At 53.0% G+C, this 25,667-nt stretch carries 13 protein-coding genes; 9 read left to right on the top strand and 4 right to left on the bottom strand.

Annotated features, from left to right (window positions below):
* Nucleotides 1-42: 42 nt before the first annotated feature.
* Genes F3J38_RS03240 through F3J38_RS03230 form a run of 3 tightly spaced genes read left to right on the top strand, consistent with a single transcriptional unit; the run spans nt 43 to nt 9,531 of the window.
* On the top strand, nt 43-6,048 hold the full coding sequence (locus tag F3J38_RS03240; RefSeq protein WP_167135027.1) for a beta-ketoacyl synthase N-terminal-like domain-containing protein: 6,006 nt from the start codon (nt 43-45) through the stop codon (nt 6,046-6,048).
* Nucleotides 6,045-7,163, top strand: a complete 1,119-nt coding sequence (locus F3J38_RS03235) for a Gfo/Idh/MocA family oxidoreductase (protein WP_167135025.1) — start codon at nt 6,045-6,047, stop codon at nt 7,161-7,163. The genes F3J38_RS03240 and F3J38_RS03235 overlap by 4 nt, the downstream gene beginning before the upstream one ends.
* Nucleotides 7,156-9,531 (top strand): alpha/beta fold hydrolase, encoded by a 2,376-nt coding sequence (locus tag F3J38_RS03230; RefSeq protein WP_167135024.1) that lies wholly within the window; start codon nt 7,156-7,158, stop codon nt 9,529-9,531. The genes F3J38_RS03235 and F3J38_RS03230 overlap by 8 nt, the downstream gene beginning before the upstream one ends.
* 56 nt (nt 9,532-9,587) lie before the next feature.
* Here the strand turns inward: F3J38_RS03230 and dsdA are convergent, their stop codons facing one another.
* Nucleotides 9,588-10,910 (bottom strand): D-serine ammonia-lyase, encoded by a 1,323-nt coding sequence (gene dsdA / locus F3J38_RS03225; RefSeq protein ID WP_167135022.1) that lies wholly within the window; start codon nt 10,908-10,910, stop codon nt 9,588-9,590.
* Between the two features lie 188 nt (nt 10,911-11,098).
* On the opposite strand from dsdA, the gene dsdC reads away from it, so the two are divergent.
* Together dsdC and F3J38_RS03215 are read left to right on the top strand one after the other, a co-directional pair.
* Nucleotides 11,099-12,028, top strand: coding sequence for a DNA-binding transcriptional regulator DsdC (gene dsdC / locus F3J38_RS03220; RefSeq protein ID WP_167135579.1), 930 nt, complete (start codon nt 11,099-11,101; stop codon nt 12,026-12,028).
* A 215-nt stretch (nt 12,029-12,243) separates the two neighbouring features.
* The gene (locus tag F3J38_RS03215; protein WP_167135020.1) at nt 12,244-13,236 is read left to right on the top strand and encodes a sugar phosphate isomerase/epimerase family protein; all 993 of its coding nucleotides are present in this window, start codon (nt 12,244-12,246) and stop codon (nt 13,234-13,236) included.
* Between the two features lie 141 nt (nt 13,237-13,377).
* On the opposite strand, the gene F3J38_RS03210 is transcribed toward F3J38_RS03215, so the two are convergent.
* On the bottom strand, nt 13,378-13,770 hold the full coding sequence (locus tag F3J38_RS03210; RefSeq protein WP_167135018.1) for a tautomerase family protein: 393 nt from the start codon (nt 13,768-13,770) through the stop codon (nt 13,378-13,380).
* Nucleotides 13,771-13,872: 102 nt separating this feature from the next.
* Between F3J38_RS03210 and F3J38_RS03205 the strand changes: the two genes are divergently transcribed.
* Nucleotides 13,873-14,751: a LysR family transcriptional regulator gene (locus tag F3J38_RS03205; RefSeq protein ID WP_167135016.1), complete on the top strand. Its 879-nt coding sequence runs from the start codon at nt 13,873-13,875 to the stop codon at nt 14,749-14,751.
* On the opposite strand, the gene F3J38_RS03200 is transcribed toward F3J38_RS03205, so the two are convergent.
* A complete protein-coding gene (locus F3J38_RS03200; protein WP_167135014.1) occupies nt 14,748-15,986 on the bottom strand; it encodes an aromatic amino acid transporter in 1,239 nt (412 codons plus the stop codon). The two genes, F3J38_RS03205 and F3J38_RS03200, sit on opposite strands and share 4 nt — an antisense overlap.
* Nucleotides 15,987-16,464: 478 nt before the next feature.
* Here F3J38_RS03200 and F3J38_RS03195 point away from each other — a divergent pair, with 478 nt between their 5' ends.
* The 3 genes from F3J38_RS03195 (at nt 16,465) to F3J38_RS03185 (ending at nt 19,929) form a co-directional block, all read left to right on the top strand.
* Nucleotides 16,465-17,301: an undecaprenyl-diphosphate phosphatase gene (locus F3J38_RS03195; RefSeq protein WP_369410981.1), complete on the top strand. Its 837-nt coding sequence runs from the start codon at nt 16,465-16,467 to the stop codon at nt 17,299-17,301.
* Between the two features lie 438 nt (nt 17,302-17,739).
* Nucleotides 17,740-18,927 (top strand): formaldehyde dehydrogenase, glutathione-independent, encoded by a 1,188-nt coding sequence (gene fdhA / locus F3J38_RS03190; RefSeq protein ID WP_205298095.1) that lies wholly within the window; start codon nt 17,740-17,742, stop codon nt 18,925-18,927.
* 384 nt (nt 18,928-19,311) lie between these two features.
* A complete protein-coding gene (locus tag F3J38_RS03185; RefSeq protein ID WP_167135010.1) occupies nt 19,312-19,929 on the top strand; it encodes a response regulator transcription factor in 618 nt (205 codons plus the stop codon).
* A gap of 80 nt (nt 19,930-20,009) precedes the next feature.
* Here F3J38_RS03185 and F3J38_RS03180 read toward each other — a convergent pair whose 3' ends face one another.
* On the bottom strand, nt 20,010-25,574 hold the full coding sequence (locus F3J38_RS03180) for a trifunctional serine/threonine-protein kinase/ATP-binding protein/sensor histidine kinase (RefSeq protein WP_167135008.1): 5,565 nt from the start codon (nt 25,572-25,574) through the stop codon (nt 20,010-20,012).
* Nucleotides 25,575-25,667 lie beyond the last annotated feature (93 nt).

Here is a 25,667-nt window from a genome sequence, read left to right as displayed (position 1 = left end):
GTCATGACTGGCGCGCCTGCTCAACCAAGAGAAAAGAGAAACATGATGACCGACTCATTAGCAGAACATTACGGCGACACGCTGCCCATTGCGATTATCGGCGCAGGATGTCGTTTCCCGCAGGCCAACTCACTGTTTGAGTTTTGGCGACGCATCGCAGATGGTGAAGAGCTGATCTCTCGTTTCGATGCGGCGGCCTTAACGGCTGCGGGTGTCGACCCCGCACTGCTTCAGCGCCCAGATTTTGTCCCCGCGGCCTCCGTGATCGAGAATGCAGAGCGTTTTGAGTGGCAGTTCTTCGGTTACTCGCGCCAGGAAGCCGAGAGCATCGATCCGCAGCAGCGCCTGTTTTTAATGTGTGCTTGGGAAGCCTTGGAAATGGCGGGTTACCAACCTAATACATTACAGGACCGTGTCGGGGTAATTGGCAGTTGCCGTATGAGTACCTGGCAAACCGCCACGGCGGCCGATGCGCAAAATATCGTGACGCCCGCAACGTTCCAAAAACTGATGGGAAATGACAAAGATTATCTGGCGACGCGCGTTGCTTATAAGCTTGGCCTACGTGGCCCGGCTTACACCGTGCAAACCGCCTGTTCAAGTTCATTGATTGCCACCCACCTGGCCTGTGAAGCCATCGCCAGCGGGGAAGCAGACATGATGCTGGCGGGCGGTGCCAGTCTCAGCTTCCCTCAGCAGGCGGGCTACTTCCATCGCGAGGGCATGATTTTTTCCCGTGACGGCCACTGTCGGCCATTCTCAGCAGACGCGGATGGCACGCTAGTGGCAAATGGCGCGGGCGTTGTGCTGTTGAAGCGGCTCGACCGTGCCGTTGAAGATGGCGATGCCATTCTGGCCGTCATTCGCGGTACGGCGACGAATAATGACGGTAGCGATAAAGCCGGATTTACCGCCCCTTCTCTGAGTGGGCAACGAGAAGTCATTCAGGATGCGCTGGCGATTGCTGGCGTTAGCGCAGACACTATCGGACTGGTCGAGGCGCATGGCACCGCCACGCCGTTGGGTGATCCGCTAGAGATCGCCGCGCTAACAGAAGCCTGGTCGCCTGCCTCACCCACAGCAGGCCAGGCAGCCATTGGCTCACTAAAAAGTAATTTGGGTCATCTGGATACGGCTGCAGGCGTCGGGAGCCTGATCAAAGCCAGCCTGGCGCTGTGGCAGCAACAAATTCCGCCGACGCTGCATTTCTCAGCGCCGAATCCGGCCATTGATTTCAGCAAAACGCCGTTTCGCGTGCCGACCCATCTGGAGCCTTGGCCCGTGCCAAAACATGGCTGGCATCGCGCCGCAGTCAGCGCCTTTGGCATTGGCGGCAGTAATGCCCATACCATTCTGGAAAGTGCGCCTGTGCGGCAAAACCCGCTATCGCAGGCTGACACCTATCCTCTACTACTTTCTGCCCGTACACCTTCAGCCTTGCGAGCATTGGCACAACAACATGCTGCTCGCCTGAGCGATCGCGAACCGGGTTTTTCGACTAATGACTACGCGGCCACCTCCCTCTACCATCGCTCGCTGTTTCCATGTCGCGTGTTGCTGCTTGCCAGCGATGCCGATGGTTGGTTAGCGCAGTTACTGGATCTTCTTGAGCTCTCCGAACGTGAAGCCGCTAAGCCGATGTATGTTGCCGAAGCGGTTGCGCTCAGTGAAGCACAGCGTCAGAGCTGGCAGCAGCAATTATCCGCCGATAAACCCGACTGGCAGACGCTATTTGCAGAGTCTGCACGTCGTTCACTTCTTCCTGTAGCCCCCTTTGAAGGCGAAATCTGTGTACCACCGCGTGCAGCTGCAAGCGACGCCAAGTCGCCCTGGCTGAACGTGGTCGAGACTGGTCATCACTGCGCCAATACGTTGGGTGCGCAGTTGGACCTCAGCGTATTGGATGAAGAGAATCAATGCGTTGATGCGTTACACTGTCACTATGCGAGTGCTTTATTCGATCAGCTTCCATTGGAACAGCCGCTGGGCGATTGTCACGCCATTATGGCCCTGCTGAACATTCCTGCCCGTTACAGTGATTTGATGCAGCGTATGCTGTGCGATCTGACCGCAGCTGGCGTGCTGGTCACCCTGCCGGATGGCTATTTACTGCGGCATCGCCCTGAAGTGGATGCGGCAGGCTGGCTCAAACGTATGCGTGAAGTGGGTTATCACCATCTGGCTGCCTTGATAGCCCGCACTGGCCCGGAACTGGGCAACATGCTGCGAGGCGATGTTGACCCCGTTAGCGTAGTGTTTCCTGCCGCCGCGACCGATGACGTCGAGCACATGTATCAAGAGCAGCCTTGGTCGCGTTACTTCAATAGCCTTGCTTCCTCAGTGCTGCAAAAATTAGCCGAGAGCCGCAATGCTCCTATCCGGATACTGGAAATTGGCGGCGGTACTGGCGGCACCACGCGTGACATGTTGCAAGCACTCCCGCCCGGCAGCTGTTCGCGCTACACATTTACCGATCTTGGCCCGCTCTTTTTACAAAAAGCCCAAGAGAAGTTTCGAGACTATGACTTTATCGATTATCAGACCTTTGATATGGAGCAGTCGCCCGAAAGTCAGGGATTATCGATTGACCACTATGATGTCATTGTGGCCGCTAACGTACTGCATAACAGTGCCGATCTGCGTCAGCTGTTTCGTCGCCTTACCCCGCTGCTGAAACCTGAAGGCGCGATTTTGCTGCGCGAAATCACCGCGCCTAAGAAACTCTTTGATTTTGTCTTTGGTGCGCTTGTGCCACCGATTGCCGATACGGCACAGCGCCATGGCGAACTTTTTGCCTGCGCAGAAGATTGGCAAGCCGCGCTGAACGAAGCCGGACTGACTCAGTTTGCCGCGTTTCCTGCCAAAAATACCCCTGCCTTTGTGCTCGGGGAACAAATTTTGCTGGCACAGCGCCCCGCAGAGCAACATACCGTATCTGACATTGCCCCCGGTCTTTTAAGCCTCACCGTCGCAGCCGATGAGGAAAATCGTTGGCCAGCAGAACACCTGCTGCACGCGCTAAAACAAGCGCTGCCGCCGCAGCCTGGTCAACAGCTTTGCGTGGCTGAATGGTATTGCAATCCAGTCGGTGCACCTTCGCCACTGACGCTTACCGTGGTGCAGCATGGCGAACATATTTCCGTACAAGCGAATAGCACGCCGCTGTTGCAAGCACGTTGGCGTAAAACGCGCACGCAACAACCGGCCCACTTCGATTTCAGCAAAAAAATACCTCAACCCTGGCAGCCCAAAGGGGATCTGTGGCGCTGGCAGTGGAGAGGCGCAGAGTTGAGTGCCACGGCTGGGGCTGCACCGAAAATCCTGCATGTTCCCGATGATTTCTCCGCGCAAGCGCGTTTCTATCAGACACTACGCGAGGCGTTGCCATTGGCAAATGAACATCAGCCGCTCCTGTTCCTGTCTGAACGACTGTTTGATGATAGCCATCAACATGCCGCCGACTGGCTGCCTGGCTTCCTGGCGGTGGCACGTCATGAGTATCCGCATAGCCGCCTGATACTGGCCGATGGCAACACTACGCGCGCTACTGAAGATGCAGCACGACTGCACGCCCCGGTTTATCGCTGGCATGAAAATAGCTGGCAGACTCAGATACTGACCAAAGTACCGCATGAAATCACCGCACGCCCTACGGCAAGCGGCTGTCATCTGTTTATCGGTGGCCTGACTCCGACAGGTTTGGCGGTGGCAAATCAGCAAGTTGTTCAGGGTGCTCAAAAACTGTTGTTCCTGGTGCGCAGAGAACCGCGCCCTGCTGAAGCGGAGCAGATCGCGCGCTGGCGTGCCTCGGGTATGGAGGTGGTTATCGATACCGCTGGCGACGTAACCCAGCACGAGGAATTTGATGCCGCTTTAACCCGCATGGCTCAGCATGGCCCGATCGATACGGTCTGGCATCTGGTGGGGAATATTGATGATCGCCCGATTAGCGAACTGGACTGGTCTGCGTTGCAGCAGGTTTATCAGCTGCGCATGGCAACTGCCCATCGCCTTGCGGCACATCAGGCGCAACTGTCCCCGAATTGCACGGTGTACTTCTCCTCTGCCGCCAGCGTCATGGGGCCGCGTGGTCAGGCCGCGCATGCCAGCGCCTGCTGTGCGCTGGAGCGCATGGCGAGTGCACGTTGTGCGCAAGGCTATGACACCCTGGCAGTGGCCTGGGGCTTGTGGCAAATCACGGAATCGCTCTCTCAGCAGCAACAGGCTGCACTGGCGCAGCGTGGTATGCTGCCACTGGAAACCGATGCGGCACTCAATCTGCTTGATCAGGCGCTCGCCGCGTCCTGGCCAACCGTCGCAGCCATGCAGGTGGACGGAACACGCCTACAGCAAGCCGGTATCAGTGAGGCCGATCGTCTTCAGTTTGCGGAGTTGTTACCTGAATCGACAGTGACCACCGCATCAACGGCACCTGCGGGTGATGACCTTGATCGCTATCTTCGTGGCGTTTTGGCCAAGCAGCTCAACTGCGCCATCGAGACCATCCATGATCAGAGTAATCTGGTACAGCTTGGGTTGGATTCCCTGCTGTTCCTTGACCTGAATGAAACGCTGGCAAGTGATTTAGGTATCAAGCTCAATGCAGAGAGCGTGTTAAAAGCAGGCACCGTACTGGAACTCAAGCAGGCGATTCAGTTAGCCACCGCGCCCGCGAGCAAAAATGAGAGTGTGCTACGTCAACGTCTGCAGCAGCTTGAAGCGCAACAGCCAGGTTGGCTTGATGCTCGAGGCGATGTTATTGACCAGCCCGCCAGCAACGTGGCACTGACACCTTTGCAACGCACTCGCTGGCAGCAGTTCGCCACCCAACCCCAATTACTTTATGTCGAGTATGATAAGCCGGTGTCGTTCCCGGTTGAGGCTTTTGTTGCAGGTTGGCAGCTGCTGCTTAATCGTCACGCTTTGCTAAATAGCAGCATCAATGCATCTGGTGAAATCGTCATCTCGCCGACACCCGCAACGCTTACACTTTCGCGCTATGACTGGCGTAATGAGGATGTGCAGGAGAAACAGCGCGCGTTAAGAGTGACAATGTCACGTAAAAGTTTTGATTTGACTAAACCTGCGCCGCTTGAAATTGCGCTGGCGCGCCACGAATCGGGTTATCGCATTGCTATCGTTATCAGTACATTACTGATTGATATCGAGAGCTTCCGCGTCTTACTGCGCGAATTACATCAGTCCATCACCACACCTGGCGCTTCTCAGCCTGCGTTGGCGTTCTCGCCACAAACCTATCAACATACTCTGCTGGCACTCGCACAACAGCCGTCTGCGAAGATTGAGACGTCGTTGACGCCGCCGTCGCTGCCATGGAAAAAAGGTGATGAGGCTGCCGCGTTTACCATCTGGCGTGATGCACTGCCAGCCAGCCAGTGGCTGACGCTGAAACAGCAAGGCGAAGCATTGGGGGTTTCAGGTAGCGACATTCTGTTAGCAGCATGGGCGCTGACGCTACGTGACTGGTTGCAACAACCTGCGTTACAACTGCGTATGAACTATACCGACCGCTTGCCGCTTCATCCTCACAGTTCACAATTAGTGACAGATGCCAGCACGTTGATGCCGGTTGCGCTCACGCTGGAGAGCCGCGGCAGCTTCCTACAATTGGCTGAAGCAGTGGCGCAGCAGCGCACACAGCATCTTGTACAACACTTACCGGGTGGTGCCGATGAAGTGGCCTGCCTGACTCAGCTTCCAGTAGCCTTTACCAGTCTGCTCGGTGTGCGCCAAGCTTACTCGATCCCGGAAGTTTCCGACCCGCTGTTAGGTATGCCTGACTACGAGTATGCCGCACAAGCCTTTACTCCTCTCCACCTCCAGGCACTGGAGGAGGAAAGCGCCCTGTTGTTCAATATCGATCAACAAGAGGGTTGGTTACCAGATGCGCTGGGTGAAGTCGCCATGTTGACCTTGCGGCAGTTACTGGAAACGTTGGCTGCAGGAGAAGAAGCCTGGCATGCACCGCTGGATCAGCTATTACCTCCCGACAGTGACATTCTTGCCATCGTTAAGGAGGATGCATGATGATTTCACGCCCTTCTGCTGTGGTATGTGGCACGCGTTTTGGCGAGCACTACTTAGCCGCACTCGCCCATCCTGATTCTCCATTACGGCTGGCAGGGATTCTGGCGCGCGGCAGTGAGCGATCTCGACTTCTGGCTGAGAAGTTTGGCGTCCCCCTATGGCGTAGCGTTGAGCAAATTGATGATGCTGTGACCGTCGCCTGTGTAGCCGTTCGCAGCCGCATGGTTGGCGGTGAGGGTAGCGCCTTGGCTGAGGCACTGTTGCGCCGTGGGCTGCGGGTCGTGCAGGAGCATCCTCTTCACCCCGGTGAAGCCGCGCGATTGCAAAGCCTCGCTACCGAACAGGGAACCCGCTACCACATCAACAGCTTCTACCCGCAGTTGCCTGCGGCACGGCGTTTTATTGATTATGTGCAGGCATGGCGCAAACAACAGCCTTTGCAGATCATCGAAATCACCACCAGTTTGCAGTTGCTCTATTCAGCCCTGGATATAGTGGGTCACGCGTTGGGGACGCTGCGTGCCAGCCATTTTGTGGCGGCCCCGGCCCCCACGCGCAGTGACTGGCCGATGCGTCAATTGCACGGTGAAATCGACAACATCCCGGTATTGATCAACCTGCAAACCACGCTCGATCCGCGCGATCCGGATCATCATAGTCTGGTCATGCATCGCATCTCTTGTGGCAATACGTCTGGCAACCTCTGCCTCACCGGCAGCTTCGGCCCGGTGGTGTGGAGCCATGCTATCTATGCGCCGGATTATCATCGTGATGACGCGCAGTCATCATGGTTGCTGGCACCTGAGCTGCATCAGCAACGTCACTATAATCAACAGCCCGGAGCATTGGTGTTTGGCTCCCCACGCGGTGAGAGCCTCAACGAGCTGGTGCAGGATGCTTTTCCTCGTGGTCTGCACCGCGCCTTTGCTGAGCTACTGGCTGCGGAATCACCCTCGTGGCAGCAGCCTGAATGGTGGAAAAATCAGGGTGCGCTGTGGCTCGATATCATGCGTCAGGTGGGCCAACCGGTGACGCAACAGTTCGATGCGCCTGCCAGACCAAGTCCCGATCCGTTGCGCTGGGCTGCAGCTATCAAGGAGGAGAGCCATGACTGAATCTGATGACGTATACCGCGAACTCGGCGCGGTGTTGGAACAGGCGGGTTTAGCCGAACACGCGCTGTTTCTCAACTGGGGCTATCAGGATCTCGCGGCCAGCCCATTGAATGCGAGCGAGAGCCAGCGACAACTGGTGCTGCAGTTGGTCGGCGATACGCGGATTAATGGGCGGCAAGTACTGGATGTTGGCTGTGGGCGTGGCGGTGCCGCGGCATTGCTGCTGGAGACGTTCACACCGGTCAGCATCACCGGGATTGATCTCAGTCCCGGTAATATCGCGTTTTGCCGTCAGCGCCATCCTCACCCGCGCCTGCGCTTTCGCGTCGCAGATGCCTGCCAACTCCCGCAGGCCGATGCCAGCGTCGATGTGGTACTGAATATTGAATCCTCCGGTGCTTACGAGCAGATTACCCATTTCTGGCGCGAAACCTGGCGAGTGTTGAAACCGGGAGGCGATTTTCTTTATGCCGACTTGTTCACGGCTGAAAGCCTGAACGATGTGTTCCATGCCCTAACCACGCTGGGCTTTGAAATGAGCGTGCAGCGATCAATAAGCCGTGAAGTACTGGCGGCACGACGACAAAACAGCGATCGTTTGGTCCAGCGTCTCGTCGCGACACAGCACAATGGCCTCAGCGATCAGCAGTTGCGTGACTACTTTGCTCTGCCCGGTTCAGCGGTGTTTAACGCCATGGAAAGTGGTCGAGTGGAGTATTACATTCTGCGCCTGCACAAACCGCTCCACACCACCACCGTCAATACCTTGCCCAAGGAGCTTGAGGTGCGTCTGATGCAACGTGCTGCCCGTTTGGCTGCCGCCGTTGAGGGGCGATCTGAGGCAACATCAGCAGACTATTTCCCATTACAGGCCCCCAGTGCTGACGCAGAAATTAACGTTTTTGCACTGCCCTATGCAGGCGGTGGTGCGTCGATTTATCGCGAGTGGGGACGTGACGCACACTGGCCCTCCCACTGGCGTTTCTGCGCGTTGCAATTGCCGGGCCGTGAGAATCGTATTGATGAAGCAGGTTGTTCTGACATGCACGAGTTAGTGGCGTCTTTGGCTGAACAGATTGCGCCCTATGCCGACCGCCCCTGGGCGCTGGTGGGATGCAGCTTAGGCTGTAAAGTTGCCTACGAACTAGCGCGCTGGTTCGCCACGCGGCAGCAATCACCGCGACTGCTGTTTTTGATGGCTTGCCCTGCGCCGCATATTCCCATCACACATCGTCTTTCGCAACTTGACGAAAGGCGCTTTGCTGCTGAAGTTGAACGCTTGGGCGGAACGCCAAAAGCAGTCATGCGCGACGAGGAGATGATGCGCACCGTGGGGAAAGCGCTGCGCGCGGATTGTGCGCTGGCCGAAAATTATGTGGCAACTGATCTGCCACCGCTGCCCATCCCGATCGTGCTGGTGCAGGCTGAGGATGATGCACTGGTCAGCACCGAACAGATTGCCGCGTGGCGCCAGCATTTTTCAGCACCGGTTAGCATGATGACGGTACAAGGGGGCCACTTTTTCCTGCGGCAACATCGTGTAGCCCTTGAGCTGCGGCTGGTTAACGCGCTCAGCCCGTGGATAGAACCGACGGAAAAACAAAAATGGTTTCCTTTCGCTTTGCCTCAAAAAGCACATTCCGTCATTTGTTTCCATCATGCGGGTGGCAGCGCAGCCAGTTGGCGCGAGTGGTTGGAACCTGCACGACAGGCCGGGCTGCTGTTTTGTCCGATTGAATTGCCGGGACATGGCACGCGCTTTGCTGAAAGCTGTATCGGTCAACTGGACAAGCTATTGGATGAGTTATCAGCGTTGATTGCACAGGTGCCTCACCCAGTGACATTGATGGGACACAGCCTGGGCGCGTTGATCGTTTTTGCCCTGGCGCAACGACTGCCTACTGAGTGGATTGATGGCGTGATCGTCTCTGCGCGACGTCCGCCACAGCAGGCAACATCTTTGCCATGGCGTCATGAGATGTCGGACGAAGCACTAATGGCAGAACTGGGATCGCTAGGCGGCACGCCAGCTAGCGTGATGGCGCAGCCCGAACTGTTGTCGCTGTTTCTGCCCGTGCTGCGTGCAGATTTCAGTTTGACTGAGCGGTACGTGCTGGATGGCTGTGTACCTCACCGGACACTGCCGTTGATGATTCTGGGCGGAGAAAGTGACAAAGAGGTTCCGATCAACAAGCTCGAAGCATGGCGGCAATGGGGAAATGAAAAAAGCGAGTATCATTTGCTACAGGGCGACCATTTTTTCCTGCATCAACACAAAATGGCTGTTGTGGCGCGCATCAAGAACTGGCTGGCGGAAATGCAGGGGAGCAGCCTCAAATCTCGCCCTGAAGTAGAAAAAATCAACTAATTAACCCTGCTTGATAAACGGCAATGCTTCAGCGGCATTGCCGTTCTTACTTTTACTTAGCGAAGCTTTCCCTGCGCCAGATACCGCTGCATTTCACTGTCTGGAACCATCCCTCCGCCGGTCGCCCAAACCAGATGGGTAGATTTCGCCATGATTTCTGCGGAAAACCCGTGCTGTACCCAATAAGCATGTTCTGCCGATGTAATGTGTGGACCACGCATACCCGCCAGCGCTGAGGGTTCAAGCTGCAACCCTTCGCTGTGGTCAAGCATGGCCAGTAGGTCGTACATTGATTGATCGCTAAGGGTATAGCAGCCATCGATCAACTGCTCCATTGCACGCCCCACAAATCCGGAGGCACGTCCTACCGCCAGGCCGTCCGCAGCCGTCTTGTTATCGATACCGATATCCTGAACAGCAATACCATCATGCAATCCAGTGCTCATACCCAGCAGCATACAGGGTGAATGCGTAGGCTCGGCGAAAAAGCAGTGTACGTGGTCGCCAAACGCCAGCTTAAGCCCGAAAGCCACCCCGCCGGGGCCACCGCCTACTCCGCAAGGCAGGTAAACAAACAGAGGGTGGTCAGCATCAACAATGATGCCTTTATCCTGCAACTGCTTAGGCAATCGCAAACCTGCCACCGAATAGCCGAGGAACAGCGTGCGGGAGTTCTCATCATCGATGAAAAAACAGGCTGGGTCGGATTCTGCTCCTTTACGCCCCTGCTCCACAGCTACACCATAATCCTGCTCATACTCCATCACGATGACACCCTGCGAGCGGAGTTTATCTTTCTTCCACTGCCGTGCATCCGCTGACATATGAACAGTCACCTGAAAACCCAGCCTGGCGCTCATGATACCGATTGAAAGCCCCAGATTCCCCGTAGAACCCACGGCAATTTTATGCTGGCTAAAAAACTGACGGCACTCAGGTGACAGCAAAATACTGTAATCAACTGAAGGAGTGATAAGTCCCGCTGCCAAAGCGAGTTTTTCTGCATGGAACAGCACTTCATAAATGCCGCCCCGCGCTTTGATGGAGCCCGATATCGGCAGATGACTGTCCTTCTTGATCCAGAGTTGGCCTAAAATTGGGGCTGTTTTCTCCAACTCAGCTTGCATGAGCGGTGCGGCAACCAGATCGGACTCAATAATACCGCCGGTGTTAGCCGTTTCCGGGAACGCTTTAACCAGCAATGGCGCGAAGCGTTGCAGCCTTGCTTCAGCGCCTTCTGCATCCGCTCGCGTCAAACCGACAGGTTTCAGCCCTTCTTCTGCTGATGTTAGGTTTGGATTAAACCAGGCTATTTCCCGCAGGGACTGCAACTCCGTCACGATAGACAAAGCAGGTTTCGCGTCAATGGATTCCGTCATAATTTCCCCTCATGATCTTTGCGGATATTTAACAACAGCTTCCAATGGGCTGACAAACGATGGATTTTCATCTTCACATGAAATCAGTTAACACAAAGAAGTCAGTGAGATGTGATAAACATGCGGAAAAATAATCATATATAAACACTATTCATCAGTGAGATAGCCCTATAATCCCCCCCCTATCTATCCATGATGAGGACAACGGTTTGCGTGAAATAAATGGCGGTCAACTGAGTCGGCTCTATACCTTTGAAGTCGCGGCCCGCTGCGCATCTTTCTCGGTGGCAGCAGCAGAACTTGCTCTGACACCCAGTGCAGTGAGTCATCGCATTAGTCAGTTGGAGAACGAGTTAAATATTCGCTTGTTCAACCGTTCCCACCGGAAAGTCGAACTCACGCTGGAGGGCGAGCGCATTTTTGCCGCAATGAATACCTCGCTTAACTTTCTCAATCAGGAAGTGCAGAGCATTAAGAATCAGGGGTTTTCGGGACGATTAACGGTGTACTGTCGGCCCTCTTTTGCTCAGTCTTGGCTCAGTCCTGGCGTGGCATCTTTTCTTGAGGCTTATCCGCAAATTGACCTCGTCATCCTGACGGGGAATGAAGAGATTGACCTTCACCGGATGGGCGTTGATTTATCCATTAGCTTTGATGATGCCCTTGCCGGAAGCTTTCACCAGGAACATCTCATGGATGAAACCATTGTTCCTGTCTGTAGCCCAGAATATGCCCAACGCTTTGAGCTCATCGACCAACCTCATAACCTCTCTTCCTGTCGTTTGCTGCATGACAGGAAAGCCTGGAGCATGAATTCAGGCGGCGGCGAGTGGCAACTGTGGGCGCAGCACTACGCCATCGATATTTCAGCAGCGCGCGGAACCGAGTTTGACCAGGCAGAGTTGGCCGTAACGGCCTCAGTTCATCACGCAGGTGTCGCAATCGGCCGTAAAAGGTTGATCGGAGAAAAACTGCGTTCAGGTGAACTCATCATGCCTTTCCCCAACACCGAGCTTCAGTGCGCCCAACACTATTACATCAGTACGCATGCGGACAGACGCTGGCCTAAGGTTGAGGCTTTTATTAGTTGGCTGAAAGCGAGGGCTGCGACCGATTAGTAAGTCGTTATCGTTGAAAACTGATTTCTGTTTCTGCTCGGCTTGATGGGTTGAGCTGCTCGAAGGATTAGTGTGATAGCGCTTCCATTTTCACCATCTATTGCTGGTGAAGAGAGGATAACGAGGCGCAGAATGGAATATATAACCACATATGAATATATATTCAATCACTTTCATTCTAACGCTAAACTCTACCGATCCGAGGAGAATGTCTAATGAGTAGCTACACCTACCCAAAATTTGGTGCCGGATTGTGGCATTTTGCCAATTATATCGACCGTTATGCCGTGGATGGTTATGGCCCCGCGCTCAGTACGCTGGACCAGATAAAACTCGCCGGTAGTGTTGAAGACTTGTCCTATGTTGATGTGCCATACCCTTTCACTGAGGGCGTGACCGTAGAGCAAGTCAAACAGGCTCTCGCAGACGCAGGATTGAAAGCGATTGGTGTGACACCTGAAATCTATCTGCGCAAATTTTCACGCGGTGCCTTCACCAACCCCGATGCCGCCATACGCCAGCAGGCCTTTGAATTGATGCATGAAGCCGCCACAGTGGTGCGTGAACTGGGCGCTAACTACGTGAAAGTTTGGCCCGGTCAGGATGGATGGGATTATCCGTTCCAGGTGGATCATAAAAAACTGTGGAAGATGGCGGTCGACGGTATGCGTGAGTTGGCCAGTGCCAACCCGGATGTCAAATTCGCTATCGAGTACAAACCACGTGAACCGCGTGTGAAGATGACCTGGGATTCAGCGGCCCGTACTTTGTTGGGAATCGAAGATATTGGCCTTGATAACGTTGGCGTTCTACTGGATTTCGGCCATGCCCTGTTTGCCGGGGAGTCTCCCGCTGATTCCGCCCAGTTAATTATTGATCGTGGCCGTCTGTTCGGGATGGATGTTAACGACAACCTGCGCGGCTGGGATGATGATTTGGTGGTCGGTACCGTTCACATGACCGAGATTTTCGAATTCTTCTACGTGCTCAAGATCAATAACTGGGATGGTGTGTGGCAACTGGACCAGTTCCCCTTCAGGGAAGACCATGTCGAAGCGGCCAACCTCTCCATACGTTTCCTTAAGCACATCTATCGCGCCCTGGACAAACTTGACATCGCTGCCCTGCAAGAAGCCCAGCGCGAGCAGAATCCATTAAAAGCGCAGAAAATTATTCAAAATGCATTGCTGACAAGTATTGAAGTCTAAGCGCATGCGCCCGGCAGTCATGCCGGGCATCAACATCAAATGACTGAATAGCCTTCTAGCCGCACCATAGTCACATTTCGCACTGTTTTGAGTACTGAAAACCAAATGTATGTTGTAACGATAACCAGTAACTCATCAACATTACGCATGCTGATGGCGCCACTCTTGAGTAACGCCACCGTATCCATAGGCTGCTGCACGCGCATCAATCAGATGCACATAGCTCTCCTGATGCAGATCACCGCGCAGTGCGGCCAGCGCCTGATAAATCTCCCTTAGGTAGCGAGCCTTCTGGGCTTTGGTATTGGTTTCATCCGTAATACTGATATCGAGATGGAACGCACTGCCTCCCGTTTCTGACAGCGCTTTTCCTGCAATAAACCATTGGTCTGCTGGGATAAACTGCACGGTGGTGGCGGTCACCCCACGCTCTTTACCCAATACCTCGGCTGTCAGGTCTTGGATCACTTGAACGGATTTCTGCATCAAATCAGCGTCTCGTTCACCCGATAACTGCAAAACAATATGTGGCATGTGATTTCTCCTTAGTTGGGGTCCACAGCACTATCGCGCATTGCAATCCATCGGTAAAACGGGAATATATAATAACATCCAACCAAAAAACCGATGGATCATATGAATAGCTTTGATATGGAACAGTTGCGCAGTTTTGTCACCGCTGTCGATGCTGGCAGCCTTACCGCCGCCGCACCACTGCGCTGCCTGTCGCAATCAGCACTGAGTGAGCAACTACGCAAGTTGGAGCTGCGCGCCAACCAGACGTTACTGTTGCGTAGCAAAAATGGTGTCACCCCTACCGCAGCGGGTGAAAAATTGTTGCAACACGCCCGCCATTTGCTGGCACTTGCGGATCTGGCATGGCGGGATTTACAAGGTGTAACACTCAATGGGGAAGTTCGGTTAGGGATTACTGATTACTGCCGCCCCGCAGATATGCTCACGATTCTGGGGCGTTTTGCTCGTGATTACCCCCACTTGAGGCTGCGAACAATGATGGGGAAAAGCCGCGACATTGAAAACGCCTGGCACCAAGGTGAAATCGATCTCGCCATAGTGATGCGTATTCCCGGCATCCATCCACCCGCTTCGAATGCACGCGAAACCCTCCTGCTGCGTGAACCCATGATGTGGGTTGGAAATACTCCCACTTCCCAACATGAACCCCTGCCGCTGGCACTGCTTCCTGAAGGCTGTTCTCTGCACCAACTCGCCTGCCACACCTTGAAGCAACATCAGCGATCGTATCTGATTCGTCATATTGCTTCAGGTGTACGGGGGCTCCAAACGGCATTGGTTGCAGGACTGGGTGTTGGATGCCTCAATCAATCAGCCATTCCCGCTGAGTTAAATCAATGGGGTGAATCGCTGAACTTCCCCTCGCTGCCATTAGCAGAGTTTATGCTGCTGCAAGGGCCCGAAGACAGCAGCGAAACGTCAAAAACCTGTGCTGCATTTAGTGAGATCTTACACAGTACCTTGTCCGGTATGACTTAAGCGCTGCCAAAGGTCGGTAACCAACCTAACCAACTCAGAAGCCATGCCGAAATATTGAGCACACCGAAGAGCATGACAAGTGTAATCAGTAACAGCGAGCGCGGCATCGTGGCAAAACGCTGCTGTGCCTTCCACGCCAGTAATGCCGGGACTATCACTGCCCACAAGGTTGCAAACAATCCTGCAAAACCGATAGCGGCAACAAAACCGTGCGGCCAAAAGAGCGACGCGATAAGCGGTGGCAGGAAGGTTAAACATGCTGTCTTAAAGCGTGCTGTGGGTGAATTTCCCCACCCTAACCGGTCGGAGATAAAATCGAACAACCCAGCGGTGACACCCAGAAAGGATGCGATGACGGCGAAGTGAGAAAAAACAGACATCATAAACGCCAGGGCACTGACATGCAGATGGTCGCGTAAAGCGGCCATTAAGGCTGCGATGTCTCCGCCTTGTTGCACGATGGCGGGAAAAGAGGCTCGTGGTATGTTACCCATGGTGCAGATGATCCAAAACAGATACAGCGCCAGTGACAATAGGGTTCCAAGAAACAGTGCGCGGGCAATTAGCGGTTTATTTCCGTTGTAGTAACTCACCAGGCCGGTGATATTGCCATGATAACCAAATGAGGCCAGACAAAAAGGCAGCACGCCAAGCACATACGGCCAATAGCTTTCACCTGCCGGTGCGGGGCTGACCAGCGACGGTAAGTTAACCTGGGTGAGTAGGCCGCCGAAAAGCAGAATTAGCAGAAGGATCTTTGCCAGCACGCAGAAAGTCATAATACGGCTGACGCCTTGGGTGCCTAGCCAAACCACCGCCGCAACACCGACCGTTAACGTGATTTTTGCCCCTGCAGTGGACAACGGTATTCCCGCCTCATTCAGCGAGTGTTGGTACACCGGTCCACTCGCAGAAATATAAGCGTAAGTCAGAATCCCCAACACAAACAAAATACTTAGGCCGTTAAGTGCCGCCCAGCGACGGCCCAGCAGATCTTTGGTAAGCGTGTCGTATCCCGCCCCCATTGGATAATGCAGGCTAGTGCGCATAAACAATAAGCCTGACAGCAGCATCGCCCCCCAACTGACCAGCAGCAACAGCAGTGCCCAGCCAAACCATGCGCCAGCCATCACCACCGGCAGTGTGAACATGCCCGCCCCCACCACAGTGCCGCAAATAATCATTGCGCCCCACCAGACAGAAGGCTGGCGGCGGCTCATTAACGTGTCCGTCATTTAGTCATCCCTACACCACATCAAAGGCGGCGATATTACATGGAATGCAACGTGATGCAGAGACGAAGGCGGTAGGAAAAGGTTTATCGGCTGTCAGCCTAGAATGACAGGCCCATCGCTATCACATAAATATGTTTATTCTGACGCAATGTTTACTCCCAACGGCTATGTCAGGCGGGGTTGACATAGCCCGACAAGCTGGCGCAACGGGGATCGGGATCGGTTAGCCAATCTTGTGGCATATACCACACTCGTTAGCGAGAGCTGGCAGGTGTCACCCTGCGGAATTAAATCACAGGATTGAGCATTGATTAATAAAAATGTCATCTTTCCCCTATCAGTTTTTATTTTACTAAACACTTCATCAACAGATTTATAAATAGGATAAAACTTATCACGACCTCAAAGGAAAATGTGCCAGGGTGAGGGCGTTAATATAAATCAGACATTCCAATGGCATTTTATAGGGGACGAACGGGTGAACTATCTTGATGTATCCATTCTCGCTATTATTCAAGGGTTAGCTGAACTACTGCCAGTGTCCAGTTCTGCACATGTCATCATGGCAGAGAAAATACTGGGGCTCGATCCCAGCTCACCACAGATGACATTGTTACTGGTCATGTTACACACCGGCACCATGTTTGCCGTGATCGTTTATTTTTGGCAAAACTGGCGAGAAACTTATTTCAGCTCGGCAAGTGCATTTAAGAAAAATGTATTATTCATCATTATTGCCACCTGCGTGACCGGCATTGTCGGACTAACACTGATGAAATTAATTAAAACCTTTTTCGCAGCCAATGCTGATACTTTTGAAATAGAGTCACTTTTCAGTAATAGCAAAATTATCGCCACGGGTTTAGCCGCTGCTGGCTTGTTGATCATTGTCTCCTCTCGCTTAAAAGAGAAAGACGAGGGTGAACTCTCGCCGCTGAGCGCTGCAGGTATCGGTTTGGTTCAAGGACTGTGCTTACCGTTCCGTGGCTTCTCACGTTCAGGTGCAACAATCTCAACTGGGCTCACCTTGGGTGTGGCACGAAAGCGCACCGAAGAGTTCAGCTTTGCGCTGGCCGTCGTACTCACACCGGCCGTCATAGTCAAAGAGGGATTACGCGCTTTCACCAGCGGCCCTGTAGGTAGTGTCCCGATAAGCAGCGGCATCTTGTTGCCAAGCGTAGTGGGCATGGTGCTCAGTTTTGCAGCCGGTTTGCTAGCGCTACGCTGGCTATCTCGCTGGTTAGCACATGACCGTTGGCACTTGTTTGGCGGCTATTGTCTTTGCGCAGCAGCGCTAATTGGCTGGCTAGGGTAATTCTGCGATCCGGGGAGTGCGCTCCTCGGATTATATCGACTGAGTGCCATTTCATTAATTTAAGCCATCTATTTTCAACCTATGACTATGACTTTCACATTCAATGGGGGTTATTAGTACCCTGAATGAAACCCCCTTACTTCCCCTGTGACAAATAAATCCATATTTAATCCCACCAGCACAGTTAAAGATGGAATTGAATGACTTTCACTTACACCTCGCATTTAATTGCTTGCTATTAATCACCATCAGAAACCTTTATATATGTTTACGCCATTCCATGACCTTTCTCACAACTTATAATAAAGTTCTCGCTTCGCCATTGCGCTAATCCTCTGATGTGACCTTATATTTATTAGGCCACATTGCTGGCCGCTTACCCATCGATAATTCCGTATTATGTTATTAATCAAACCCAGCCAATCTAATGGAGGATGCATGGGTATTAATTCAAACAGAGGCGTTATATATCAAGGTCCCGGTAAAGTTGAAGTACAGGATATTGCCGATCCGACGTTTACTAATCCCGCCGGTAAAAAAATTGATCATGCGGTGATTCTTAAGGTGCTATCCACCAATATATGTGGATCTGATCAGCACATGGTGCGCGGTCGAACAACCGCCCCCGCAGGTATGGTACTCGGCCATGAGATTACCGGTGAAATTATCGAAAAAGGCTCAGATGTCGAGATGCTCAATGTCGGCGATATCGTCTCTGTGCCGTTTAACGTCGCCTGCGGCCGCTGTCGCTGCTGTCGTGAGCTAGATACTGGCGTCTGTTTAACCGTTAACCCTGCACGTGCCGGTGGTGCGTTTGGCTATGTGGATATGGGGGGCTGGGTGGGTGGACAGGCGAAGTATGTCATGGTGCCCTATGCCGATTTTAACCTGTTGAAATTCCCTGACCGCGATCAGGCTCTGGCGAAAATCCTCGATCTCACCATGCTCTCAGATATCTTACCCACCGGCTTCCACGGTGCAATCAAAGCTGGCGTAGGTGTAGGCTCCATTACTTATGTCGCGGGAGCAGGCCCCGTGGGCTTAGCCGCTGCTGCCTCAGCACAGATCCTCGGTGCGGCAGTGGTAATGGTGGGTGATTTCAACAAAGAGCGTTTGAATCATGCTGCTAAGATGGGATTTGTGCCCATCGATTTGAGTCAGCACGATCGTTTAGGCGAGATGATTGCCCAAGTCGTCGGCGTACCGGAAGTTGACTCTGCTATTGATGCGGTAGGATTCGAGGCACGCGGCCATTCTGGTAAAGAGCAACCGGCGGTGGTACTCAACCAGATGATGGAAATTACTCGCGTGGCAGGCAACATTGGTATCCCGGGTTTATATGTCACCGCGGACCCTGGCGCACAGGAAAACGCCGCGAAGGAAGGATCTCTCAGCCTCAAATTTGGTCTGGGTTGGTCGAAGGCACAATCACTGCACACGGGACAAACCCCAGTGCTGCGTTACAACCGCCAGCTGATGAACGCGATTCTGCACGATCGCTTACCGATCGCCAAAATCGTTAACGCCAAAGTTATTCCTCTGGAAGAAGCGGCACAGGGCTATGCTCATTTTGATGCAGGCGTCGCAGCCAAGTATGTTCTCGACCCACATGGTGTGATTAGCTGAGCCATTGGCGGCTCGGCCTTTATGTGCTGAGCTGCCCTTCAATCCCGCTAATCCGCTCTCACAATCAAATAAATGAAATGCATTTTTACTTTTGTAAGTAAAAAAATCATACAGACATAATTCATTACACCCTAACATCTCTGATGTTATTAGATACTTAACCTCAATCTTATTTCCGTTCCGCTTGATACCATGATGTTTTATTCATCGATATGGATTAATTAACAGCATTCAACCCTATTACTCGATTATCAGAAGTGAACCCATTGTTTACCGCAAGCGGCTGTGCTATTAATCTGAAAAAAATTTGCAGTGCCTTGATATTCAACATTTTCATTTTTTAATCCTTTTTCGTTCATTTAGGTCAGACAATCAGGCAAATCCATGAATCCAATTATCTATATCGTAGATGATGACCCTGCCGTAAGAAGTTCGCTTTGCAGTCTATTACACTCCGAAGATTATCAGGTGCAGGATTTTTCCACGCCAGAAGCATTTCTTACCGAAGCACGTAGCGACGTGCCCAGTTGTCTGATTTTGGATTTGAATATGCCAGGCAGCGATGGTTTGCGGGTTATTGATAAGATGAACGCCCTGATGATGCACATTCCCACGGTCTTCCTCACCGGGTTTGGTACCATTCCGACCACAGTGCGCGCCATGAAGGCCGGTGCATTTGAGTTTCTCACTAAACCCGCCGATCCGGAACGTCTGTTACATGTGGTCGCAGAAGCGCTGCAACTCTCACAAAACAGTCTCAGCCAGCAGCAAGAGCTAAACGAACTGACACAGCGCTACAAATCACTCACCGTTCGCGAGCGCGAAGTGATGGAGTTTACCATTAAAGGTTTAATGATTAAGCAAATCGCCATGGAGATGAGTGTCAGTGAAATAACCGTGAAGGTGCATAAGCGTAATTTGATGGATAAGATGAAATCACGCACCATTTCTGATTTAGTGCGCGCCTCAGAGCGTCTGGTATTAGTGCGTGCACAACAATAATAGATTTCTGACTTAATTAATCAAAATGCGCCATAGCTGACTGGAGAGTGAGCACTGCCCTATCAGCTATTAATCTGCAATCATCCGTGTTCAGCTGCGTCTAATGGTAGGTCAAACCAAAATACACATCCATAAGGATCTCGGTTTGCAACCTGAAGCGTTCCACGATGGCGCACAATAATGCCCTTGCTGATGGTTAATCCCATCCCCATCCCGTGATTTTTAGTGGTGTAGAACGAGTCAAATATTCGCTTCATCACGTCCAAATCCAAACCTGTCCCCGTATCCGCCACCTCCAACCGCACGTACCCCTCACCAGGGTTAGAGGATGTGATGCGGATAACACGCTGGCGCTCATCATTACTGGACATTGCGTCAATCGCATTGATGACCAGATTTAACAACACCTGCTGTATTTGTACCGTATCGCATAAAATTGTAGATGCACGGGCTTTTAAGGCTATCACCACTGTAACGCGGTGACGCTCTAACTCACTGCGTGACAACGACATAATGTGTTGCGCAATTTGATGCAGATCTTCAGCGTTGTAGTAAGAATCCTGGTTTCGCGTCAGTGCCTGTAAGCCGCGAATGATATCCCCAGCACGTTGGCCCTCCGTGACAATTTCTTTCAAACTTTGCCGCGCGTGTTCAAGCCCCGGAGACTCCCGGTTTAACCAGCGCAGGCTGGCACCGGCATTAGCAACAATCGACATCAGCGGCTGGTTGATTTCATGGGCAATGGAGGCAGTCAATTGGCCAACGGTATTCGCGCGTGATACCCGAGCCAAATCCGCCTGTGCAACACGTGCCGCATCCTCCGCCTGACGGTAATCAGTGATGTCGGTAATGATGCCAAAATACTCGCTGTTGCCCGTGCCCTGCTCAACCGGCTCACCCATACCGGAAAGATAACGGCACTCCCCATTCGGGCGCAGCAGGCGAAACTCGGAACGCATCGCAACACCGCGATCCACGCTGTCATCAACCAGTTGTTGAATGCGATTCACATCGTCTTGGTGCACCATTTTCAGAAACGCCACCATGCTGATGGTCTTCTGCTCATGCGGCAGGCCCAGGATCCGAGGACACTCATCTGACATCAGAATAAGATCCTGCGTGACATCCCAGCGCCAACTCCCGGTATGGCTTATTTTTTCGCCCAGCATTAGCGAGGTCTGGCTGGCGCGTAATTCTTTTTCTATTCGGCGACGCTGAATGTTCTCCTCAAGTAATTCCGCATACAGTCGCGCCGTTTCAATCGACACTGCCGCCTGCGCAGCGAGAATACGAATAATGCGCGAATGTTCAGATGAAAATACATCAGGCATTAAGCGATTTTCCAGATAGAGCACGCCCACCATACGCGCTTGTTTGAACATCGGTACGCACATCACTGCTGCGCCAGATGCCACCAGATAGGGGTCCTGACTAAACGGGCTGTACACATCCGGTTGACCGGTACGTATCTCCTGCCCCGTGCGGATAACAGCCATCAATACCGACAAAGGCAGATCTGTCGCCAGCGGCGTGTCATTCACGATTTTCACGCGATAGCTTTCTGACGTCGTTTTAGCGCGTGCTTCAATTTCGGGTTTATTGCCGTCACGGATACGAATCAAAAGACAGCGCTGCGCACCTGCTCGCTCCAGCAGCATCGTCATCAAAATCTGGATAAGTCGGTCGAGGTTGATCTCCTCAGTCAATGCTCGTACTGCCGTTAATACACTTTGCAGGTCGTGTACGGCTTCATTACGCGCAAAGGGAATGGTATGAAATTGCGAGGCACTTTCACTCTCGACTAACTGCGGATAGGTTTGTTCCAACTGGCGCAAACGGGCAAAAGCCCCCCAGCGCCTCCATGCCAGCATCGCCTTTTTGATATAGGCATCGCCTGCCGTCTTCAATCCACAACTTTGTACGTAACGCGCAGTTAACTCGTTGGCGATGGCATTAATCGGGTGAAACTCACCCTGCAGCGAAAGCGTAATCGCGCTCTCGTAACATTCCATAGCTTCCACCACTCGCCCCTCAAGTCGCAGACGTTCGGCACGCAGCAGTGCCTCTTTATCTGCGAACGTCCCTTTATTCTCCACCGCCCACAGTGCGATGCGATCATAATGGCGAGCCAACTCCTGCTGTATGTCAGAAGTGTAGTGTTGTGGCTGCAGTGGGATGGTTAATGCCAACGCGCTATAGAGATGAAAATCCATCAGGTGAATATGACCGGGAATATTCTCGCTCAACGGCGCAGCCTGCGCTAAACAGTCACACGCGCAGTTATATTCTCCTGCCATAAAATGCGCCATGCCTTGGTATAACCACCACCAGAAGCGCAGCACCAGCGTATTGGCTATGGTCGGAACAACCTCTAAACGCAATAAATCATCAGGAAAAAGGTCCGCCCCAGTAAAACTCCCTTCTGCCGATACGCGTAGGCGATTAACGTAATATCGCTGCATCAGTAAAGCACTCTCGACATCCACGAAGGCGCTCTTGCGCACAAATGCCAGGCCTCGCTCAAGGACGGTCAACACCACATCGAGATGATCGCCGCGCGCCAGATAGTTCATTGCCTGGTGGCGGATAGCCAGACTGGCAATCGTACAGTCTCCGCTGGCCAGCGCTTCATTGAAGGTGTTTTTGGTACATTTGATCGCATAACTCAGTGGCATGGTCCAAACGCTAAGCTGGCCCAGCGGCAACATGGTTTTCGCTTTATAACTTTTAAGGTCGTTACGATTGACTAACTCGAGCGCAAATAAGCCACTGGCGAGTCCGCGGCTGTATTCATGGTAAAGATCTCCGCACATCACACCGTACCAGGAAAGCGCCAGCGTGGATGCCCCCGTAATACCGTGATCCATGGTGATATGTAGCATTTTACAGATCAGCATAAAATGCAGACGAGGATGATTAAACGCAGCAAAGAAGCTGGCACTGGCCAGCAGCTCCATCACCGCCAGCAGAGAAGGGTCCCGCAACTTTGGCAGGGGTCGGAAGCGCACGTAGGCATTCTTACCCACACTCGCTTTCAAACGAACTCTTGCTTCATCGCACTCGGCTTTGGTCGGATTACGGCTGATATGAATGTTAAAGACCGTTAGCCAGGCCAGTGCCGTCTCCAGTGCCAGCTGATGTTCAGACTTCCGCATGTGAATTTCAGCCAGCAGGCAGGCAATAACCGTTTTATCTGCCAGGGGGCCAAAGGAGCCCATCAACTTGTGACACAGCGCTTGAGCACGCGTCAGATTGCCCTGGAGAAACTCACATTGTGCTTCTTCTTTGCTGATGAAAAAATCATGTTCCTGCTGCTGCTTGCCATTCAGTGCGTGTGCTGTTTTCAGGAAACGCAGTGCAGAAATATAATCACCCGTGGCTTTGGCACGCTGTGCCGCCATCAGGCTTAATCCGAGTAACTCCTCCCACTGCGAACTCTCTCGCAACGCGGCGACAGACAGGGAAATATGATGCACCGCGCGAAACAGGATTTGCGTGTTGGTCGTAAGACGCGCGCATACGGCCAGAAAGCGCGCGATTTGTTCATGCATCTGTTGCTGCTCAGGGTCACTGAGCAGAGCGAACGCGGCTTCATGCACCCGTGCGTGGGTAAATTGAAACTCTTCACCCTGCTGATGCAAAAGTTGTGCGGTCGTCGCGGGGTGTAAAAGTCGCTGGAGCTCGTCTGCATCCATCTCCAGCAGATTCGCTGTCAGACTCAAATTCCCGGATGCACCGATGCATGCGAGGCGGGCCAAAAGATGTTGCGTGGTAGCTGGCATCAATGCCAACTGCTCCAACACCAAACTGGCCACATTATCGGTGTATTGTCGTGCCTGGAGGCTGCTGGCGTCAAAGTGCCAGCGCGAAGACTGGCGGGAATAGAAGATCAGCCCATCATTTGCCGCCTGACGGAAGAATGACTGCGCGAACAGCGGGTTACCGCCGGTTTTTTGATGAATGATATGAGCGAGCTGCGCACTGGCAGGCGTTTTGGCCTGATGCAGCGTCGTCAGCCAGTGCGCCACCTCTTTCACACTGAGAGGCACCGGGATAATACGATCGCAGCTACCGATAGGTTGCTGTAGTGCTAACAACTGTTCACCGGCCAATGGACAAGGCAACGAGTCGAGATCGCGTTGGGAAATCACCACCAGCAGCGGTAGATCGGCGCTATATTTCAACAGGGTTTTTAGCAATTGAATACTGGCGAGGTCGGCCCAGTGAATGTCATCAATGATCATCACTACCGGTGCACCAGGGACGGCGAAAGCTTCCAGCAGGCTGCAAACCATATGATTAAATCGCTCACGGTTGCTTTCAGCTACGGCATCTGCGGGCTCTGCTGCGCGCGTATTCAGCAACGGCCCCAGCTCCGGGAGCAAGTAGACAGCAAGCCCGGTAAAATCCCCCAGCAATCGCACCAATCGCCCCTTCCAGCGTTCAATGTCGGAGGCTGGCAACCCCAATATTGGCAGAATCAAAGACCGAAACGCGGCGGTGATAACACCGTACGGAATCACCGGTGAGTGTTGATCGGCTCTGCTATGAGCGATCAGCGCGTTCTTCTGATTGAGCTGCTGGGTAAAAGAGGCGATGAGTGATGTTTTTCCGCTTCCTGGCTCCCCCTGAATCACCACCAAACGACTGGCGTTAGTGCTTTGTACCAGGCCAAACCGCGCCAACAGATCGGCCGCCTGCGGATGTTGGAGAAAAACGCCCACATTGCTGGCTGCCATGCTGTCCTGCATACCCAACAAAAAGGGGGGCAACACATTATCGTCACGCAGATTAACGAGACAACGTTTGAGATCGGCCAATAATCCCGTGACCGTTTGGTAGCGATTAGCGGGTTTCTTTTCTAACAGGCGCAATATCAGCTCACACAGCACAGGCGGAATGTCCGATCTGAACTGATGCAACGGCGAAGGTTCAGAGGCAATATGCTGATGGATCCACTCTGCCTCACTCCCGTTGGCAGGGGCAAAGGGCAACTTACCCGTCAGGCGCTCATACAACACCACACCGAAACTGTAGAGATCGCTCTGGCTACTGAGCGGGTGTGAGGTACGTGAAGTGTGCTCAGGTGACATATACACCGGCGTACCGCCGACGCCACTGAACTGATGGGTAGCTTCAGTAGGCCGATTAAAAGCCAGACCAAAACCGCCTAATTGCCAGTTGCCACTCTCATTTAAGAGGAAATGGCCCGGCTTGATATCTCCGTGGACGATACCCTGTTGATGCATTGCCCCCAGCGGCTCACACAATGCAATCGCAAGCTGCAAAAACACTGTCATCGAGAGTGCACTGCCGCATGGTTGGCTTTCAAGAGACGTAAAGACGAAGGGAGGATAAATCAGAGCATAGCAACCCTGATATTGCGTATGAGTGACTGGCCGTAACGCCCAACTCTCTTCAAGAGAATCTCGCAACGCGAATTCATTTTTCAGCAGTTGTGTGGCTTGCAAAGCATGGCGATCGTTTACGGCGGTGGCCAGTACGAAGTTTTCGCCAGAAAAAATCCGCCGGCAGAGATACCAGGCAATCGACCCCTCCTGCGCCAGTGGCGTGTAGAGGGTATCGTCAGCCAACGAGTAAGGCGCATCGCCATCCGGAATAATAACAGCAGAGTCTGAATTCATCAGCGCGTCTCTTTGCGGGCCAAATCGCGGCGGATAGAGCCCAGCAGATTAGCAAGTAGCATGGGCTTTCGCAAAAAGTGACGGCGCCAGGGT

This window comes from Candidatus Pantoea formicae, assembly GCF_011752625.1.
Classification (GTDB): domain Bacteria; phylum Pseudomonadota; class Gammaproteobacteria; order Enterobacterales; family Enterobacteriaceae; genus Pantoea; species Pantoea formicae.
Note: the sequence above shows the minus strand (reverse complement) of the source record. Positions and strands in the feature narration are given on the sequence as shown.

Coding starts and splice junctions, on each gene's coding strand:
- F3J38_RS03240 (WP_167135027.1), top strand. CDS start 43: ATGATGACCGACTCATTAGCAGAACATTACGGCGACACGCTGCCCATT.
- F3J38_RS03235 (WP_167135025.1), top strand. CDS start 6,045: ATGATGATTTCACGCCCTTCTGCTGTGGTATGTGGCACGCGTTTTGGC.
- F3J38_RS03230 (WP_167135024.1), top strand. CDS start 7,156: ATGACTGAATCTGATGACGTATACCGCGAACTCGGCGCGGTGTTGGAA.
- dsdA (WP_167135022.1), bottom strand. CDS start 10,910: ATGACGGAATCCATTGACGCGAAACCTGCTTTGTCTATCGTGACGGAG.
- F3J38_RS03215 (WP_167135020.1), top strand. CDS start 12,244: ATGAGTAGCTACACCTACCCAAAATTTGGTGCCGGATTGTGGCATTTT.
- F3J38_RS03210 (WP_167135018.1), bottom strand. CDS start 13,770: ATGCCACATATTGTTTTGCAGTTATCGGGTGAACGAGACGCTGATTTG.
- F3J38_RS03205 (WP_167135016.1), top strand. CDS start 13,873: ATGAATAGCTTTGATATGGAACAGTTGCGCAGTTTTGTCACCGCTGTC.
- F3J38_RS03200 (WP_167135014.1), bottom strand. CDS start 15,986: ATGACGGACACGTTAATGAGCCGCCGCCAGCCTTCTGTCTGGTGGGGC.
- fdhA (WP_205298095.1), top strand. CDS start 17,740: ATGGGTATTAATTCAAACAGAGGCGTTATATATCAAGGTCCCGGTAAA.
- F3J38_RS03185 (WP_167135010.1), top strand. CDS start 19,312: ATGAATCCAATTATCTATATCGTAGATGATGACCCTGCCGTAAGAAGT.
- F3J38_RS03180 (WP_167135008.1), bottom strand. CDS start 25,574: ATGAATTCAGACTCTGCTGTTATTATTCCGGATGGCGATGCGCCTTAC.